Source organism: Flavobacterium sp. Arc3 (genome assembly GCF_041431375.1).
In the GTDB taxonomy this organism is placed as follows: domain Bacteria; phylum Bacteroidota; class Bacteroidia; order Flavobacteriales; family Flavobacteriaceae; genus Flavobacterium.
Genome location: NZ_JASMRI010000023.1, coordinates 57,890 through 75,787, shown reverse-complemented (window position 1 = coordinate 75,787; position 17,898 = coordinate 57,890). Strand labels below are relative to the sequence as shown.

The window sequence follows — 17,898 nt, the reverse complement described above, 5'->3', positions numbered from 1 at the left end:
TGAGCCCGATACAATATCGAGCTCATTATTATCAAAATTAATTATAAATTTGTCCAAACTTTTGGGTTCAGTCTAAAGTGGCGGATTTTTATGTTTTATACTTCTACGTTTTCACCAAGTTCGGCTTCTTTTGCTTTCCTTTTTTCTTCTAGAATTGTTTTTCTCTTTTTAGCTGTTATCATTAAACCAATCATCATTATAATTGCCGTAATCAGGATTACCTGAATAATCAATGATTTGTTAACTAACAAGATCGAATGTTCTGGAGCTATACCTAGGAATAGCAAGATTGTAATAAGCCCTCTAGGTGCTACAAAAAGCAAAGGAAATAAAGGCATTTTAGAAATTTTTAGCTGAATGAAACGTAAAATAAAAAGCATTACTACAATTCCTAGAGCCCAGATAAACGTATCTGGATTTACAATTTCAGTAGTTTTAATCAAATACCCAAATAAAAGAAAGAATAATGCTCTAACTAAGAAGGTCGCTTCAATTATCAATTCTTTAAACTTAATAACTTCCTTGTTCAATAGGTCAAGTCTAAACTGTTGAGTCCATTTGTAGTGTCTTAATTCATCTAAATTACCAATTGACAATCCAAATACCAGAATAAAAATAAGTGCCGGTAAATGGAATATTTTTGATACTTCATAAATTAATATAATTAGCAGCACGATTGGAACAAATTTAATATGATGTTCGATTTTATTTAGAAGGAACGACAGTAATATCGTTGCTACAAAAGAGATTGCAATTATAATTAGTATTTCTAAACAAAAATAGCCAAATGTTTCTAAGCCAAAACTGGTGTTGTATGCTATGAAATTGAAAAAAACCACACCAAAAATATCAGATAAACTACTTTCGTAAATGATAAATTCTTTTTGGCTCGAAGAAAGGTTTCTTACGCTTGGAATCGCAATGGCACTACTAATCACACAAAATGGGATCGCATTGATCAGGCTGGATCTAAAGGAATATCCTCCGTAATACTGCAGTAAGTAGGCAAGAGAAAAAGCTAATACAATCAAAGGAAGGAAAGCACCTATAGATGATTTTTTTATCAAACTCACTTTAGATTTGTTGAGTTCCAGTTCCAATGAGCCTTCCAATACAATTAGTATAAGTCCAATTGTACCTAATACAGGTAGAGTAGCAGAAAGGTCAGGTAAATCTATATCAAGTAAAAGTGTTGCTTCTCTAACGACCCAGCCTAGCAGTAACAGTAATATAACTGAAGGTATTTTTGTCCTTGATGCCGTAAGGTCAAATAAGTATGCGATAAGCAGCAGTAGGCAAAGTGAAATTATAATTGTCATAGAAAATTAATTATATTTTTTAATTTTTAATGGTTTCCACTAGTGATAATGGAGATCTATTTTGTGAAATATAATACATTAGCTTGTCAAAACATAAATATATTTTTAAATATAATGATATATTTGTGGATTAGTCTTGTTTTTTGAGACTAATAAACTGTAAGTGAATACTCTAGTTTCTAAATTATGCAATCGCTTCTTTTTGCATAAAGAACTAAAGGTAGTTATAATTAAGCATGTTTTTCCATTATTAAACGAGCTTTAAAAAAACACAAGGTTGACTCAGCCCCTTGATTTATATTGATGTGTTTGTCTTCAAGTCCGTCATACGAAGCGCCATTTTCTGGGTTATACATAATTTGTTTCAGGTGATTATTACCTAAAAACCAAACGAACGCTAACTTTAGTTGATCTTTGTATTTTGTATTTTTGGTAACCTCATAAAATAAATCTAAAGCGATAATTGTAGTCGCTATTTCAATGGGTTGTTCTCCATAAAAATTTCTTTCGTTTTGTTTTTTAAACCATCCTCTGTTTGAGATTACCTTAAGTTGTCCTTTCATGAAATAATGGGATAGCAGAAAGTCAAATGTAATTAGTGCTATTTTTTTATACTTCATCTTTCCGGTAACTAGGTAACTATGCATCATTGCTTCAGGTAATACATTATTAGCATAGGTCATATAATCTTCATACCAACACCAATTTACATCTGAATTAATATGATAATGGCGCAATAATTCGTCTGCTAGGTTCCCTATTTTTTTTTCAATTTCCGGATCTTTATAAACAGAATAGTAGTTATAAAGACCTTTTAGAGCATAAGCTATTGCTCTTGGAGAACTGAATTCATCGATTTGTACAATCGCTTTGTCCCAACATCTTTTTGCTCTTACAACTATTTCCACTGGGAGTGTGTTTTTATGTGCGAGGGTCGTTCCTAGACTCCATAAAGCTCTTCCATTGGCATCTTCGAGATTGACGTCATAATTTTGACTGGTTAATTCGTTGTTATAGTCTTTGTAATTATCAAACCAGCCGTTTGGTCTTTGGATCCCTTCTATATATTTTAAATAGGTGTTTGCTAATGACAAGGTTTCATCGTCAGGCTTAATTTTATGATACATTACCATATTTATTAAAGCTCTTGCATTATCATCTAATGTGTATCCTGATTCAGGATCAGGTTGGCTAAATTTCGAAAATTGGAGTATGCCAAAATCAGTTGTCATTTCTATTATATGATCCAATTTTATTGGTGGAAAACAGAAGTTTAAGTCCTCTTCTTTATTAGTCAATTTGTCAAATAACAGCCTGTATTGAATTGCAATATTTTCCCAAGAGGTACTGTGTGACTCAGAAAAAGCATTCTTACCCATATTAATCCTTTGCTCTTTATTTTCAATAAGTCTTAATATTGCTTCTTTAAATTCTTCGGAGTCGTCAAATTTAGTTAGTAAAATTCCTGTACTATCCGAGAGCATTTCAACTGCGTGCGGTATTGGTGTTGATATTACAGTACAACCACAGCTCATGGCATAAGCAAAGGTTCCACTGACAGCTTGGTTTGGATCTTTCGATGAAAATAAATAGATGTCAGATAATGTCAAATATTCCAACAGTTGTTTCAGCTCCACGTATTCATTAATAAAAATCACATTATCTTCTAAATCGTTTTCTTCCACAATCTTCTCCAGTTTTTTGCGGTATTTTTCCCCTTCTTTTTTGATGATTTCGGGATGTGTTTTCCCAATTATTAAATAGAGTAAACTGGGATGTTTTTTTACGATTTGAGGTAATGCTGACAAGGTTGTTTCGATATTTTTATTCTCACTGATAAGTCCAAAGGTGGAAAGCACAATCCTGTTAGAATAATTGTAGCTGTCTTTTAACTCCTGTTTTTGTTCCCACAATACATTGTGGTTGCCATGAGGAATTACTTGAATTTTTGTAGTGGGGCAGTCATAAAAAATCGTCAAAATCTCTTTTGATTTCTTTGTGAGAACAATAATTAAGTCTGATAGATCAACTATAGCATTAACTACTTTTTCTCTCTTTTCATCAGGATTAGGGAGAACAGTATGAAATATCGTGGCAATTGGTTTATTTAAAGCTAATATAAAGGCAAGGATGTAATCACCGTATTCACCTCCAAAAAGGCCAAACTCATGTTGGATACAAACAAGACCAATGTCTTTGCGTTTATTTATTTTCTCAGCTACGGACCGATAATCATCCAGATTAGCTGCCGAAAGGGTGTAAGTTACTTCTTGACTGTATTTATTTTCGGTATCATTATTCTGTAAGGCGCATACTTCAAGAGGAAGAGTGTCCCCAAAGACGATTTTTACGGCGTTAATGATATCATTTGAAAAAGTAGCTAATCCACACTCCCGAGGCGGATAAGAACTTACAATCAGCATTTTTAATCCTTTCTCTAATCTCATGACAATAGTATATTTATGGTTGTTTTTTTAATTCAAGAAGTAATTCATTGATATTCATTTTTGCGACTGCAATATGTTTGTCAGCGGCGCCGTAGTAGAGATAAAGGTCATTTTCAAACAATGCAGAACCAGTAGGGAATACAACATTATTAACAATACCCTCTTTTTCCCATTTTTTTGTAGGCGAAAAGAGAGGGTAAGGTAATCTCGACAGTTCCATTTCAGGTTTTTCTAAATGCAGTAAAGCAGCCTTAGCATGATACATTTTTCCGGTCGTAGTCTCCTGTACACCATGATAAATTAATAACCATCCGCAAGGAGTTTCAATGGGAGGCACACCACCTCCTATATAATTAATTTCATAAGGATCTTTAGGGTCCAGAATAATATGATCTGTGAGATGCATTAGATAATCCTCCCAAAAGGTTTTGGTTAGGTCTTCCCACTTGTTAAACTTAACAATTTGAATTCCTGGCCAAATTCGATGTAAAAGAACAAATTGTCCGTTTATTTTTCTTGGAAAAAGTAGTACATCTTTATCACGTAATAAACGGGTTTCATCACCAACTAACCCAATTTGGGAGAAAAGATTATAATATTGGTGGTATTTTGGGTTTAGCTTGGCGGCATTACACTTATTTACATGACTTTCATATTCCTCATAGTTCACGGTAGGTGTGATTATTCCATGCTTTTCAAAATGAATTAAATCTTTGGAAGTAGCTAATGCTCCCATAGCATTAACGCCATCATAAGCGGTATAGGTGATGTAATAGGTATCTTCAATTTTTACAACTCTAGGATCTTCGGCTCCTTGTTTTTCATAATCAAATTCTCTAGAAATAAGTGGCGTTTCCATTCTTTCCACTATTTTAGTTGGCCCGTCCATTTTTGCATAGCCTATGGTAGATAAGTTTCCTTCCTGTACCGCCCTATATAAAATGTGAACTGTATTTCCATCTTGATAAATAGCGGGGTTTATCACGCCGCTATTTTCAAATTCTAAATTGGTGGGACTAAGAATTACTCCTAACTTTTCTATAGTAATCATAATGGACTATTTTATAATTTCTTTTCTACATTTTTTGCGTGCTACTTTTTTTTTGCTTTTATTTTTTCTCTTTCTAATTTTCTGAAGTATCCTCGAAACAGAAAATTGTGTTTTAAGGCTTCGAGATTTTCGTTCAATTTAGCACTGGATTGATTGACATTAGTCATGGTAGAGTCAATTTTGCGCACTAAATTGTGGTCATTAGAAAGATAGTTCAGTGCCCCTTTACCGTCTTTAATGTTTAAGATAGTTTTGTTAAGGTTAGTCACGACCTTACTTATTTCCACACTTGAAGTATCTAAATTATTAACTATCTTCTTTATACTATTGGCAACAGCAGTATCTTTCAAAACGCCTATTACATTGTTATTACTGTTCAGCGCTTCAAGAAGGTTATTTAAATTTTTTGTGGCATTTGAAGTTTCTCTACCTGAGATTTTTAAGTAGTTCATGGTTTCTTTTAAATCTCTTGCTATTTCAGCATCATTTAATAAGAGTCCTAGAGTTCCTTTTCCTTGATTGATTTCTTCTGTGATTGTGAGTAAATTTTCTGTAAGATGCGCTGCGTTATTGTTGGTTTTGCTTAGGGTCTTTAAAAGATCATCCGTACTGACGCGGTTTAAAGAGCTAATTTTGTCTCCTGGCTCAACAGGCGTTTGGGTTCCTTTTCCTGGTAGAATATTTATAATCATACTTCCCACTAGCCCATCAGAACCTATCGTTGCTACTGCATCTTTCTTTATGTGTTTAAAGATGGTCTTGTCAATAATCATGTCCACTTTAATGTTTGTGTCATTGATCATTTCTATCGCGCGGACCGTCCCCACATTTACACCAGAATAGCGTACATTATTCCCTATTTGTAAACCATTTACATTACTGAAAATAGTCTCCAAATGACTTGTATTTCCAAACATTTTTTGCTTGTCACCAATAAGATAGGTAGCTAATATGAATATAAGTAACCCAATTATTACAAAAAGGCCTAATCTTATTTTTTGTGTTGTCGTTTTTTCCATATCTAAATTTATTTAAAAAAAGCCTGCACTTTTGGGTCTGTCGAAGCTATTAATTCATCAAAAGTACCTTCGGCATAATTAATACCATCAATCAGTAAGATCATTCGGTTTGAAATCACTCTGGCACAATCGACATCATGAGTAATGATAATTGATGATGTGTTGTATTTTTCCTGAATTGATTTCATCAATATTAATATTTCTTTGGACGTAATGGGATCTAATCCTGTGGTAGGTTCGTCATAAAGAATGATTTTGGGTTGTAGAATTAGTGTTCTCGCTAATGCGATTCTACGTTTCATTCCGCCCGAAAGTTCTGCAGGCATCAAGTTTACGGCATTTGCTAGTCCAACATTTTCAAGTGCTTGCATAACTAAAGGTGTGGTGTCTTTTAGTATTCCAAATTTTTTAGTGTGACGACGCAACGGAAACTCTAGATTTTCTCTAACGGTCATGGAATCATATAAGGCACTTCCCTGAAAAAGAAAACCAATTTCAGTTCGGAGTTCATCTAATGTGCTTCGGTTGAGGTCTGCAATTTTCTTTCCCATGACCGATATGGAACCGCTATCGGGCTTTTCTAATCCAATGAGGCATTTAATCATTACAGATTTACCAGAGCCTGATTTTCCCATAATGACCAAATTTTCACCTTCATATAGAGTCATGTTAAAACCATTTAAGACATGATTGTCTCCATAGCTTTTCTTCAAGTCTTTAATCTCTATAATATTTTTTTTATTTTGGATAGTGCTATTCATAATTAGTTATAAATCATAAAATATATTAGTTACAAAAACAGCGATAAAATCAATAATAAAAAGGAGCATGGAGGTATAAACTACTGCAGAGTTTGCTGCGATACCCACACCTGCTGTTCCTTTTTTGCAATAGTATCCTTTAAAACACCCCACTAGTCCTATAGCAAACCCAAAAAAGAAACTTTTGATTGTGGCGGGTATTATATCTCCAAATTCCAAAGCATTAAATACCTGATTGAAATACAATAAAAAAGAGACGTGCCCTTTTACATTTTCAACTAAATACGATCCAAATAGAGCAATAGCATCGCCAAAAAAAATGAGTATCGGTAGCATTAAAGTAGTAGCCATAATTCGAGTAACCACTAAGTATTTAAATGGATTGGTACCAGAGACCTCCATCGCATCAATTTGTTCCGTAACGCGCATGGAGCCTAATTCAGCACCAATACCAGAGCCTATTCGTCCTGCACAAATTAAAGCTGTAATAATAGGACCTATTTCTCTAATTATTGAAATACTCACCATAGATGGCATCCAGGAAACGGCACCAAACTCCAGTAGAGTAGGGCGTGATTGTAAAGTAAAAACCAAACCTATGATGAATCCAGTAACAGCTACCAACAATAAAGAACGATTCCCCATATAATAACATTGACGAAGAAACTCTTTAAATTCAAAAGGACGTCTGAAAACCTCTCTGAAAAAGCGACTGGCAAAATAGGAGAGTTCGCCTATTTCAAGTAAGAAAGATTTGATTAATTTAATTATCTTAAAAATAGTATTCATAGGTATCATGAATTAATTTTCGCAAAAAGGAACTACTCAAATATACAACTATTATACTGATTATCAGATGTTAGAAATGCTGTAAAACTGATTTATTGATGATTTAATCGAGGAAAAAGAATCTTTTGCCTGAATAATTTCATATTTAGTAAATGCACTCTTATAAAAAGCGTAAAAACAGAAGTTTGTATTTAAAGGGAATTAGTTTTTTAAATATTGCAGCGATTATGAAGCCATAAGGGCTTGCTTAATCCTAATAATAAAGGGAGAGGTGTTTATTCAAAAAAGTAGAAGAACAAACTCATTATTAGGATAGCGACGGCGAGTATTTTGTAATTTCTATATTAAAGAATCAACAAATCACTGATGTCAATGCGATTACTTTCATGCAGTATTGTGTTGCAGGTAATAATTTCTTGGGCACCAGCCTTTTTAATTTCCTCAAAAGCATTTTTAGCAAATACTGCATGTACGCCGATACAAATAGGTGGTTTCATTCCGGCATTTTTTAAATGACTAATTGTTTCAATCATAGTTCGTCCTGTTGAAATAATATCATCAACTAAAACGGGAACGTAATCTTTGTATTTTTCGAGGTGGGGTATGGAAACCTCTACATCACTATCACCATGACGAACTTTGGTTAAAATTACATAAGGTGCATTGGCATTTTTTGCAACTTCAGACACCCATTGTTCACTTTCGCTATCAGGACCAATTAAAATTGGTTTTTCAATAGTGTACTTTATCCAGGCTGAAATATGAGCTGCGGCATGTGAAACTGTTGTAGGTATGCTGTATATTTCAGATAAAGAACTTCTTCGATGTAGGTGGGGGTCAATCGTGATTAATGTGTCTGCAAATCCAGAAATCAAATTTGCAAAATAGGTTGAAGTAACGCTTTCTCCCGTATTGAAGGCTTTGTCTTGACGCATATAGGCTAGATAAGGTGAGATCAGACAAATGCTTTTTGCACCAAATTCTTTTGCGGTCTTCGCCAAAAAGTAAAGCGGTAATAATTTAGTGTCTGGTTGATGAAGGGTACAAACTAAAAACACTTCTTTATCCTTGACATCAGATAGAATTCGCAAATACGTTTCTTCATCAGGAAAAGAGCGTATGGTAACGATACCTTTTTCAGCCTTTTCTTTATGAATAAGTATTTCTGTCAAATCTTCATTTCCAGGTAAAGCAAAATATATTTTTTTCATAACCTTTATTGAATTAAAATAATATTCTTTTGTGATTTCATGTAGTCTATCGAGTATTTCAGTTCACCTGTTGTTTCTGAATAAATACAGTACAATACATCACCCTTTTGCACTTGTGTGTTTAAAGGGGTGTTCAGTAATACTCCCGCTTTACTGTCGTGCGGGGCGCCGGCAAGTTTTGCGATTTTGGCAAGCCTCCTGTTGTCGATTTCAGTGACAATACCTGATTTTTCAGCTTTCACTTCTTCTTTATAAATGGCAAATTCAGGTTCTCTAAAGCCACCTTGTGCATGACATATCGCAAGAAACTTCTTGTATGCTTCTCCTGAAGATAGAATTTCCTTTGCAAGCTCTAATCCACTTTTAATTTTTGTGCCATGTACCATGTCAATAATACTTGCCGAAAGAAGTAATGCTTTATTTCTTAAATCTTTAGGTGCATCCTTTTCGTTTCGTAAAACACTCAACACATCCATAGCTTCTAGTGCTGGGCCAATTCCTCTACCAATAGGCTGTGTGCCATCAGTAAAAATAACATTTACCTTGATGCCCATTGCTTTTCCTACGACATTGAAGTAATATTTTAGTTTTTCGGCATCTTCTTCAGTTCGTACTTTTGCCGTTTTTCCTATAGGGATATCGATAACCACATGTGTGGAACCCGCAGCAATTTTTTTAGATAAAACCGAAGCTATCATTTGACCTTCACTATCTACATCAAGCGCTCTCTCTACACGGATTATAATATCATCTGCAGGGCTTAGTTTTATAGAGCCACCCCATACAAAACATCCATTTTCTAACTCTACTACTTTTTGGATTTGCTGGATGGTAAGATCTATTTTTGTCATCGTTTCTAGGCAGTCAGCGGTACCAGCGGGGGAAGTAATTGCTCGGGAAGAAGTTTTAGGTATTGTAAGTCCAAAGGCGGCTACTATAGCTACAACGATAGGGGTTGTTCTATTTCCAGGAAGACCTCCCACACAGTGTTTGTCAACCACAATTTTTTTGTTCCAGGAAAGTTTTTGTCCCGCACCCACCATCGCTTTGGTAAGCCCTATGATTTCTTGAATGTTGAGGTTATCTCCACCGCAAGCCGTTATGAATGCTGCAATCTCAATATTAGAATATTCGCCTTTAACAATATCGTTTATAATATTTTGCAAGTCCTCATACTTCAGTTGATTGCCATACATTTTGGCTCTAATACTTCTCATTGAGGTTACAGGCTGAACATGTGAAAAACTAATTTCGTCTCCTTCTTTAGCATTTAAATCATTCCAAGCGCTTTCTGACAATCCTGCTTCTCCGGATTTTAAAATTCCATCTGTAATAATATATAAAGTGGCTATTTTAGATTTTTGTTTCACGGTTACTAATACTCTGTTTAGCGCTTCAAAACCTTCCGATGTACAGATATTACAATCTTTACGCATGAAAACCACATGTTCCCTTTGGGTATCAATACCAAGATGAACTAATTTTAGAGTATTAAATGTGGTTTCCATTCTAATTAATTTAAATGAGAATTAAAGCTTAAATAAAAGAAGGCAGTGCTAAAGGGTTAAAAAGTACTGTATGCTGCGACTAAGTATTGAGTTCAATATATAATCTTAAAATTAGACGTTAGGGAAGGGCTCGAATTAATTGCCATAGCATATTTCAAAAGAGAGGGCAGCTATTTCTTTGTTTTTTCATTTTTCGTATAGGCGCAACCTGTTCTTGACCGCGACCAATTCGATTTGTAAAGAATCTATTTTTTGTAGTAAATTAAAAACCACATCGATACCTTCGAGATTAACATCTAATTCTTGATGCATTCGAATCATTTTCTCAATTTCATAAATGGAATCCTGGTGAATATATTGGGTTTGTTCAACGACTTGGATTTCGATCAATCCAATTTCATTTAAATTAGAGAAAAAGGATAATTCAACGTTATAATGGGTACGTAAGGTTTCTAGGGGAATGAAATTTTCTGTATTCATAAGGTTCTTAGCTTAGAAAGTTCAGTGAATAATTCTTTTTCTTTTTCAGAAAGACTTGTTGGAATTTTTAGTTCGTAGGTTATGTATAAATCCCCAAATTGGTCTTCCTTTTTATAAACAGGAAATCCTTTTCCTTTCAGTTTTACTTTTGTTCCATTTTGAGTTCCAGGTGCTACTTTCAATTTCACTTGTCCATCAAAAGTGTCTATAGTAATGTCTCCTCCTAAAATGGCTGTATATAAGTCTAAATCTACATTTGCATAGAGGTTGCCTTTATCGCGTTTAAAAGCAGTGTGATTATCTATGGTAAAAGTGATGTATAAATCTCCTTTTGGGCCACCTCCAGATCCTGCAGCACCATGTCCTGTAATTTTTATAACCTGACCATTTTCTACTCCTGCAGGAATAGTTAGTCGAATGTTTTTGCCGTTAATAGTAAGGGTACGTTTGTGGGTAGTGTAAACATCTTTTAAGTCAAGATGCAATTCAGCATTAAAATCCTGCCCCTTATATTGCGCAGTACGGCCACCACCACCTCTTGCAGATCGCCCGCCAAACATGGATTCAAAAAAGTCTGAATAATCTCCACCGTCGCCAAAACCACCGCCATAATTGGCTTGTTGTCCACTTCCTTGGTATTGTTGCTGTTGCCTTTTCTGTTGTTCATACTGTTCAGCATGTTGCCAGTTTTCGCCATGTTCATCGTATTTTTTACGATTTTCAGCATTGCTCAATACTTCATTGGCTTCATTTAATTCCTTGAATTTTCTTTCGGCTTCTTTATCGTTTGGATTCAAGTCCGGATGGTATTTTCGGGCCATTTTACGATATGCCTTTTTTATCTCGGATTCCGTTGCCTTTTTATCGACCCCTAATACTTTGTAATAGTCTATAAATGCCATTTTAAATTATTTTCAATTACTATTTTAGTTATTGATATTCAATAATGCTTCCTATTATGCATGTTAAAAGCAAACGGATAGTGGATATCTTATACTATCAAATTTACTCAATTTTTAGATGATAAATTGTAATAAAATGTTTTATTTCAGTTTATTAATGGAGTGTTATATGGTTTTCTGTTATAAATAAATCTTATTTTGAAATTGGTCTCAGTTATGTAATTGCTTTTTAAAGATTAAAAGCAGTTAACTAATTTATTCTGAAATCTCTCGATTGATTTTTCTAAAATCCACGGGCCTTAGCTTTATCAATTTATAGAAAGTATTACTAAAAGTAGCAGGACTATTGTATCCAGATAAATAAGCAATTTCACTTATTGACATTTGGGTTTGTAATAGTTTTTCCATACTGCGAATGATTCGTGTAAGTTTTACATATTGCAAGAATGAAATATCTAAAGTGTCTTTAAATAAGCGCGAAAGACTTCGGCTGCTTAAACCAAATAATTTTGCAACTTCTTTTAAAAGTAAAGGTTGGTGTACATTGAGATGGATGTATTGTAAGATAGGACTTAATCTTTCGTTTGTTGTTGTGGGAAGAACTACAGGCAGCGGATTTTTACTGATTTCTGCAATAATGGTTCCTAGGGTTTTTATATATTGGTATTTGCTTTTTTCTTTTTTAAAAATATTTTCACTCCAATTTTCGGTGAACAGTATCATTTCCATGATCAAATTTGAGGCAGGATAAATTCCCATTTTCGAATAAAATTCATTGCTATTTAAAATATGAGTTGGGATATATATATTACGTATCATACTTACCTGTGTTTTTAAATCGATGAAATGCTCCATACCCGCAGGAATCCACACATAATGTCTGGCAGGTAAAAAATAGGAATTGTCATTGGTCTTTAGATAAGCCATGCCGCCTTCTACGTAGGTAAGTTGATGTTTATTATGACTGTGCATTGCAAGACGCTCTTCAATCTTAGTATGGTAGATATAAGTAGTCTTAGGATATTGGTTCACTTTTTCTAAAAAACTCAGGGTTTTTGATGCTGGCATAGCGTTTAGATTGATTTGGCTCGAATTAACAAATATATGGCTTATTTGAGAAAATAAGACCTAAAAATATGTCGCAATTTTGCTTTTTAATTTAAGAGAAAAATATGCATCTTAATTGTTATAAAACGGTAGTGCCTTCATTCTTATTTGCACTTTGCTCAACTGTAGCCCAGAGTCAGGAAGTTGTTAAAGATAGTATTCCTATTTCTTTAGAAAAAGTCTGGGAAAAAGTGGCGGCAAATAGCAAAGAAATCAAGATAAACCATTTGCACGCCTCCTCTGGTGCCGAAGCGGTGAAAAACGCAAAAAGCAAACAATTACCAGAAATAGGTTTTAATGCTAATTATGGTAAACTGGCAAATATTCCAGTTTTTACTAATGGAATTTTGAACAAAGCCGACTTTATTCCGCTGGAAGATCATTCCATTTATGGTGCTACTCTTGATGCTTATTTTGATATTTATAACGGCCATAAGCTTAAAACAAACATTCAAAAAGAAGCTGTAAAACAAGAACTGTCTCAGTATATAGAAGAAGAAACGATAGAGACTATTCATTATCAAGTTGCCGAATCATATCTAAAATTACAACTGTACTTACAATTTGAGAAGTTAGTAAAGCAGAATATTCATCAAAACGAAGAACGTTTAAAACTAATCCAAAAACTATATAATGGAGGTGTGGTTTTAAAAAGTGATGTGCTCAGAGCACAACTGCAATTGTCTAAACAAAAAACGGCTTTAACTGCTATTTGCAATAATGAACAATTAACCATGCAGGAATTGAATATTTTCATGGGTGACCCTGATGAGCAACTCTTGAAGCCTACTGATGAAATAGGTTTGATAGACAGTCGTAAATTTCTGAGTTATGATGAATATATTGATGAAGCAATAAAGAAATCGCCTTTGCAGAAAATTGCAAAGCAAAAAGTAGCCTTAAGCAAATTAAATATAGAAGGATTAAAAGCGGATAAATTGCCAAGAATTGGTTTGTTTGGAGATTATAATTATTCTTATCCGCAAATCAAGCTGTATCCTTATGCAAATGCGCCTTACTTATTAGGTGTTGTAGGGGTAAAATTGTCGTATAATATCTCATCGATTTATCATGATTTCCATAAAGAGGAAGAGGCAAAAATACTGTATGAAGAACAAAAATTAGCACAAGAGAATGTACAGGATAATTTGCGAAAAGACATTAATAAAGCGTACAAACGCTATCAGGAAGATCAAGAAAAAATTGAAGAGTTAGAATTGAATATAAAACAAGCTACAGAGAATTACCGCATTCTCAACCAGACTTATTTTAATCAACTTTCCTTGATAACTGATTTACTTGACGCCGATACGCAATTATTACAAGCACAATTTGAACTTATCTCAGCCAGAATCTCAGAACAATTACATTATTATCAACTACAAAAAAATACAGGAAACCTATAATCATGGCTACAAAAACAGAAAGACACGAACGCATAGACAGAATAACAGTTAAAATAACGTACAGTATTGCTGCTGTGGTATTACTATTATTATTGGTTTACGGCGCTTTTACATTGGTAAAAATGTATCGTTATGAAGAAACAAATGATGCGCAAGTAGAAGAATATATTAATCCAATACTTAGCAGAACAACTGGTTTTGTCCAAGAAATTAAATTTAGAGACCATCAAAAAGTACAAAAAGGAGATACTTTATTAGTAATTGATAAAAATGAAACCATAATGCAATTGCAAGAAGCAGAAGCGACGTTGAGCTCCGCAAAAGCATCTTTGTTAGTTTTAGAAAGTAATGCGGTAACTACCACAAGTAGCGCGTCAGTTAGTGAAGCAAGTATTGCTGGCGCCAAAGCAAAACTATGGCAGCAAGAACAGGAATACAATCGTTACAAAAAATTATTAGCTGAGGAAGCCGTAACACCACAACATTTTGAAGCTATAAAAACTAGTTTTGACATTGCAAAAGCAGAATATAAAGCGGTTCAAAACTCGTATAAAACGGCAAAAGGAAAAATTAATGATGCCGATTCTCAGTTGGCTGTAGCCAAAGCGACTGTCCAACAAAGAGAAGCTAGTGTAGCCAGTATAAAACTTAATTTAACGTATGCTTTAATTACTGCTCCTGCTGACGGGATTATGGGGGATAAGACGTTACAAGTGGGGCAGTTGATTCAAAAAGGACAGACCTTAGGCTTTATTGTAGACCAAGAGCAAGGGAAATGGATTGTAGCTAATTTTAAGGAAACCCAAATCGCAAATATGAAAGAAGGACAGGAGGTAGAAATTAATGTAGATGCGTATTCAAATGAAACTTTTCATGGTAGAATACAATCTCTTGCTCCCGCTACAGGATCTCGTTTTTCACTTTTACCTCCAGATAATGCAACTGGTAATTTTGTGAAAATTATTCAGCGATTTCCAGTAAGAATACTTTTGACTGATGCTGTTGCAAAAACAAAAAATCTTCGCGCAGGAATGAATGCTGAGGTTTTGGTTCCTAAATTATAACTAATATGGATCAGTCAGCAAGTATATTTAAAAGTTGGGTTCCCAAGTGGAGCATTAAAGCTATTATTTTTTTGACAATTTTACCTGCAGTTTCTATGTTGGCAGGTTACATTGGCGGAATAAGTAGTGCTGCGAGTTATTATGGTTTAGACCCTACAGATATTCAGTTTTCGATTGTTTTATACTATATTGGGATTGCTAGTTTTTTTCCATTAGAAAGAAGGTTTTTTAGCTATTTTGCTTCTAAGTCGTATTTTTTGATGAGCGTGTTGCTGTTTACAGCAATAAATTTAACGCTTTATCTTACTGATAACGTAATGATTTTTATGGTTTTTCGTTATCTAGGGGGAGCCGTTACAGTCGCTTTAATTAGTGTTTCTCTAAATTTAATTTTTGCACAATATCACTCCGAGAGATCACGAGTTTTGGGATATGCCGTTTTTTACGGAACATTATTAATTGCAAATGCTTTTACCTATTTGCTTAATGCTTATATATTTCAAAATTTTGATTTTAATGTACTGTATTTAGCTATTATTTACATTCAAATTCCGGGAGTTTTACTGCTTTTCCTTTGTCTAAAAAGAAACATGCGTTTGCTTACTAAAAGACTGCCTTTGTTTAATTTAGACTGGAGGAGTTTTTTGATTTACACTACAGTGTTAATTTTAATTGCTTACGTGATTTTGTATGGTCAATATTACGACTGGTTTGATAGTATACGCATTTGGATTTGCGTCGCTATAATTGTGGGATTGCTAACTATTTTTATTACCATTCAACTTAGGAGTAAACGGCCATTCATTGATTTAGCAATCTATAAATCCCGTAATTTTAGGTTAGGAGCACTGTTGCTTATGTTATATTACATTTGCAAAGGAGATTTAAGTGTAGCTAATAATTTCTTTTTGGAAAAGATGCATCTAGACTCTTATCATTATGCTTATATCATGTTTTTTAATGCCTTAGGGATCATTATAGGGATAAGTATAACAGCAAGATTTATTTTAACAAAACGCAATATGCGCTTAATTTGGCTTACTGGTTTTGCTTTTTTATTAATCTATCATATTCAAATGTTTTATGTTTTTGGCTCGGAGGCCAATGAGCAAAATGTGTTGTTGCCGTTATTTTTTCAAGGAATGGGAAACGGAATCCTTATGCTTTCAATTGTTCTCTTTTTGATAACTTCGGTACCAGAAAGCAAAAGTTTTTCAGCTTCTTTGAGTGGGGTTTCTTTTCGTTTTTTTTCTTTTACGGTCAGTTTAGCGTTGATTTCTTTTATGAATTTAAGGCAAACAAGCGTGCATTATCATGAATTAGGAAATACTGTCACTACTTTAAATATAGAATCAAGTAAACGTTTGCAATTGTATGAAAATATCGCTTTAGCAAAAGGAGCTTCAACACTAAAATCAAAAGTAATGGCTAAAAAAATGCTTGGTAAAGCGGTAGCGAACCACACTAATATTCTGTTTGCTAGAGATTACTATTATTATATGGGACTTGTGATATTTTTTATCATGTTAGGTATTGCGCTATTACCGCATTTACATTACCATTTTAGAAAAATAGGAGCAAGACTTATTCCTATTTAATTAGAAAGTGATATACTAATTAGAAGACTCGTTCGTGCATTCATCCATAGAAATGAAAAATCAATCAGATGAATTAGTAAAACTTTTTGAGTCGCTTATGAGGAAAATAGGTCATAATGTTTAATATCATTCTTGCAGTCCAATAGGATATCCAGTTGATGAAACCGGAAGAAATGGTGTTCCTTTTTTTAAGGGATTCCGGAGTAATCCTTTGGCAGTGTGTAATGATCTCTTTGAGATGTGTGGAGTAGACACTAGAAAATGTGGCAGATTTAATTTCTACATTCATTTCCAGACTCCCGTAGGTACTTAAATTGTTGAGATTGAAGGAACCAATGGTAGACCAATAATCATCAACCACTGCCGCTTTTCCATGTAAAACAGTTTTATTCCATTCGTACAATTCAATATTATTGGCCAGAAGAGCACCGTATATATGATAAGTTGCGCGTCTAGAAAGTGTAACATCTGAGATGCCAGCGAGGATTAATTTAATTTTAACCTTATTTTTTGCTGCTTTTTTCAGTGCATTTTTCATCTTTCGGTCAGGTAGGAAGTAACTTCCTACGATGACGATTTCCTTTTTGGCTGCAGAAAACGCATTAATATAAGCGTCATAGATTTCATTTTTTCTTTTCAGCCAGTCATTTTGAATAATACTGACTACCATTCCCTCTTTTGTATTTAAAGGCGCTTGTTTCTTCTTTTTGAAAAAATATTTTTTTTTTAAAAAGAGGTCTCTACATACCGATTGAAGTTTCTTTGCAATTATCAAATCATCTATCTGAACAGCGTAATCTAACCATGGTTCTTTTCCAGATTTGCCATAGTACTTATCGGCAATATTTATTCCGCCAATTAATAGTATCTGTGCATCCGCAACTACAACTTTATGATGCAGTCTTCGACCGATATAAAAAGAGTTAGCAGAAAAAAAAGGAGAAAAAAAGCGAAAGTGAATTCCGCTTTCTCTTAATTCTTCCTCTACTTCTTTAGGAAATAAAAGGGAACCGAAGCCGTCCAATAATAGATATACCTCCACACGACGCGCTGCCGCTTCCTTCAGTTTTTCTATAATCTTGGCTCCAGTAGCATCGTTTTCAAAAATATAAAATTGAAGATGAATCTCATATTTCGCATTTTCAATAATTTTTTCGAGTCGGGTAAAATAGTCTTCACCACTATACACTAGTTCTAGGTAATCGGGATCGGTTGTATTTTGTGTTTTAGGCATAT

At 34.0% G+C, this 17,898-nt stretch carries 15 protein-coding genes; 3 read left to right on the top strand and 12 right to left on the bottom strand.

Annotation, left to right across the window (positions count from 1 at the left end; translation table 11 throughout):
• Positions 1-95: 95 nt before the first annotated feature.
• The 11 genes from QO200_RS15490 to QO200_RS15440 all read right to left on the bottom strand — a co-directional run bounded on the left by QO200_RS15490 (position 96) and on the right by QO200_RS15440 (position 12,555).
• On the bottom strand, positions 96-1,319 hold the full coding sequence (locus QO200_RS15490; protein ID WP_371541757.1) for a sodium:proton antiporter: 1,224 nt from the start codon (positions 1,317-1,319) through the stop codon (positions 96-98).
• Between the two features lie 230 nt (positions 1,320-1,549).
• Positions 1,550-3,766 (bottom strand): glycosyltransferase, encoded by a 2,217-nt coding sequence (locus QO200_RS15485; protein ID WP_371541754.1) that lies wholly within the window; start codon positions 3,764-3,766, stop codon positions 1,550-1,552.
• 13 nt (positions 3,767-3,779) lie between these two features.
• On the bottom strand, positions 3,780-4,817 hold the full coding sequence (locus QO200_RS15480) for a pesticidal protein Cry7Aa (protein ID WP_371541751.1): 1,038 nt from the start codon (positions 4,815-4,817) through the stop codon (positions 3,780-3,782).
• A gap of 41 nt (positions 4,818-4,858) precedes the next feature.
• Positions 4,859-5,836, bottom strand: coding sequence for an MlaD family protein (locus QO200_RS15475; protein ID WP_371541748.1), 978 nt, complete (start codon positions 5,834-5,836; stop codon positions 4,859-4,861).
• A gap of 8 nt (positions 5,837-5,844) precedes the next feature.
• Positions 5,845-6,597 (bottom strand): ABC transporter ATP-binding protein, encoded by a 753-nt coding sequence (locus QO200_RS15470; RefSeq protein ID WP_371541746.1) that lies wholly within the window; start codon positions 6,595-6,597, stop codon positions 5,845-5,847.
• 6 nt (positions 6,598-6,603) lie between these two features.
• The gene (locus tag QO200_RS15465) at positions 6,604-7,395 is read right to left on the bottom strand and encodes an MlaE family ABC transporter permease (protein WP_371541743.1); all 792 of its coding nucleotides are present in this window, start codon (positions 7,393-7,395) and stop codon (positions 6,604-6,606) included.
• Between the two features lie 335 nt (positions 7,396-7,730).
• Positions 7,731-8,597, bottom strand: coding sequence for a ribose-phosphate pyrophosphokinase (locus tag QO200_RS15460; RefSeq protein WP_371541740.1), 867 nt, complete (start codon positions 8,595-8,597; stop codon positions 7,731-7,733).
• Between the two features lie 5 nt (positions 8,598-8,602).
• Positions 8,603-10,105, bottom strand: coding sequence for a thymidine phosphorylase family protein (locus tag QO200_RS15455; protein WP_371541738.1), 1,503 nt, complete (start codon positions 10,103-10,105; stop codon positions 8,603-8,605).
• A 186-nt stretch (positions 10,106-10,291) separates the two neighbouring features.
• The gene (locus QO200_RS15450) at positions 10,292-10,585 is read right to left on the bottom strand and encodes a chaperone modulator CbpM (RefSeq protein WP_371541735.1); all 294 of its coding nucleotides are present in this window, start codon (positions 10,583-10,585) and stop codon (positions 10,292-10,294) included.
• Positions 10,582-11,487 (bottom strand): DnaJ C-terminal domain-containing protein, encoded by a 906-nt coding sequence (locus QO200_RS15445; protein ID WP_371541732.1) that lies wholly within the window; start codon positions 11,485-11,487, stop codon positions 10,582-10,584. Before QO200_RS15445 ends, QO200_RS15450 begins: the two co-directional genes overlap by 4 nt.
• Before the next feature lie 255 nt (positions 11,488-11,742).
• On the bottom strand, positions 11,743-12,555 hold the full coding sequence (locus QO200_RS15440; protein WP_371541730.1) for a helix-turn-helix domain-containing protein: 813 nt from the start codon (positions 12,553-12,555) through the stop codon (positions 11,743-11,745).
• Between the two features lie 104 nt (positions 12,556-12,659).
• Here QO200_RS15440 and QO200_RS15435 point away from each other — a divergent pair, with 104 nt between their 5' ends.
• The 3 genes from QO200_RS15435 to QO200_RS15425 are packed head-to-tail and all read left to right on the top strand — an operon-like array spanning position 12,660 to position 16,662.
• Complete coding sequence (locus QO200_RS15435) at positions 12,660-14,000, top strand: TolC family protein (RefSeq protein ID WP_371541727.1); 1,341 nt, start codon at positions 12,660-12,662, stop codon at positions 13,998-14,000.
• A gap of 2 nt (positions 14,001-14,002) precedes the next feature.
• On the top strand, positions 14,003-15,064 hold the full coding sequence (locus tag QO200_RS15430) for an HlyD family secretion protein (protein WP_371541723.1): 1,062 nt from the start codon (positions 14,003-14,005) through the stop codon (positions 15,062-15,064).
• A 5-nt stretch (positions 15,065-15,069) separates the two neighbouring features.
• Complete coding sequence (locus tag QO200_RS15425; RefSeq protein ID WP_371541720.1) at positions 15,070-16,662, top strand: MFS transporter; 1,593 nt, start codon at positions 15,070-15,072, stop codon at positions 16,660-16,662.
• A gap of 73 nt (positions 16,663-16,735) precedes the next feature.
• On the opposite strand, the gene QO200_RS15420 is transcribed toward QO200_RS15425, so the two are convergent.
• Positions 16,736-17,896, bottom strand: coding sequence for a phosphatidylserine/phosphatidylglycerophosphate/cardiolipin synthase family protein (locus QO200_RS15420; protein ID WP_371541717.1), 1,161 nt, complete (start codon positions 17,894-17,896; stop codon positions 16,736-16,738).
• Positions 17,897-17,898 lie beyond the last annotated feature (2 nt).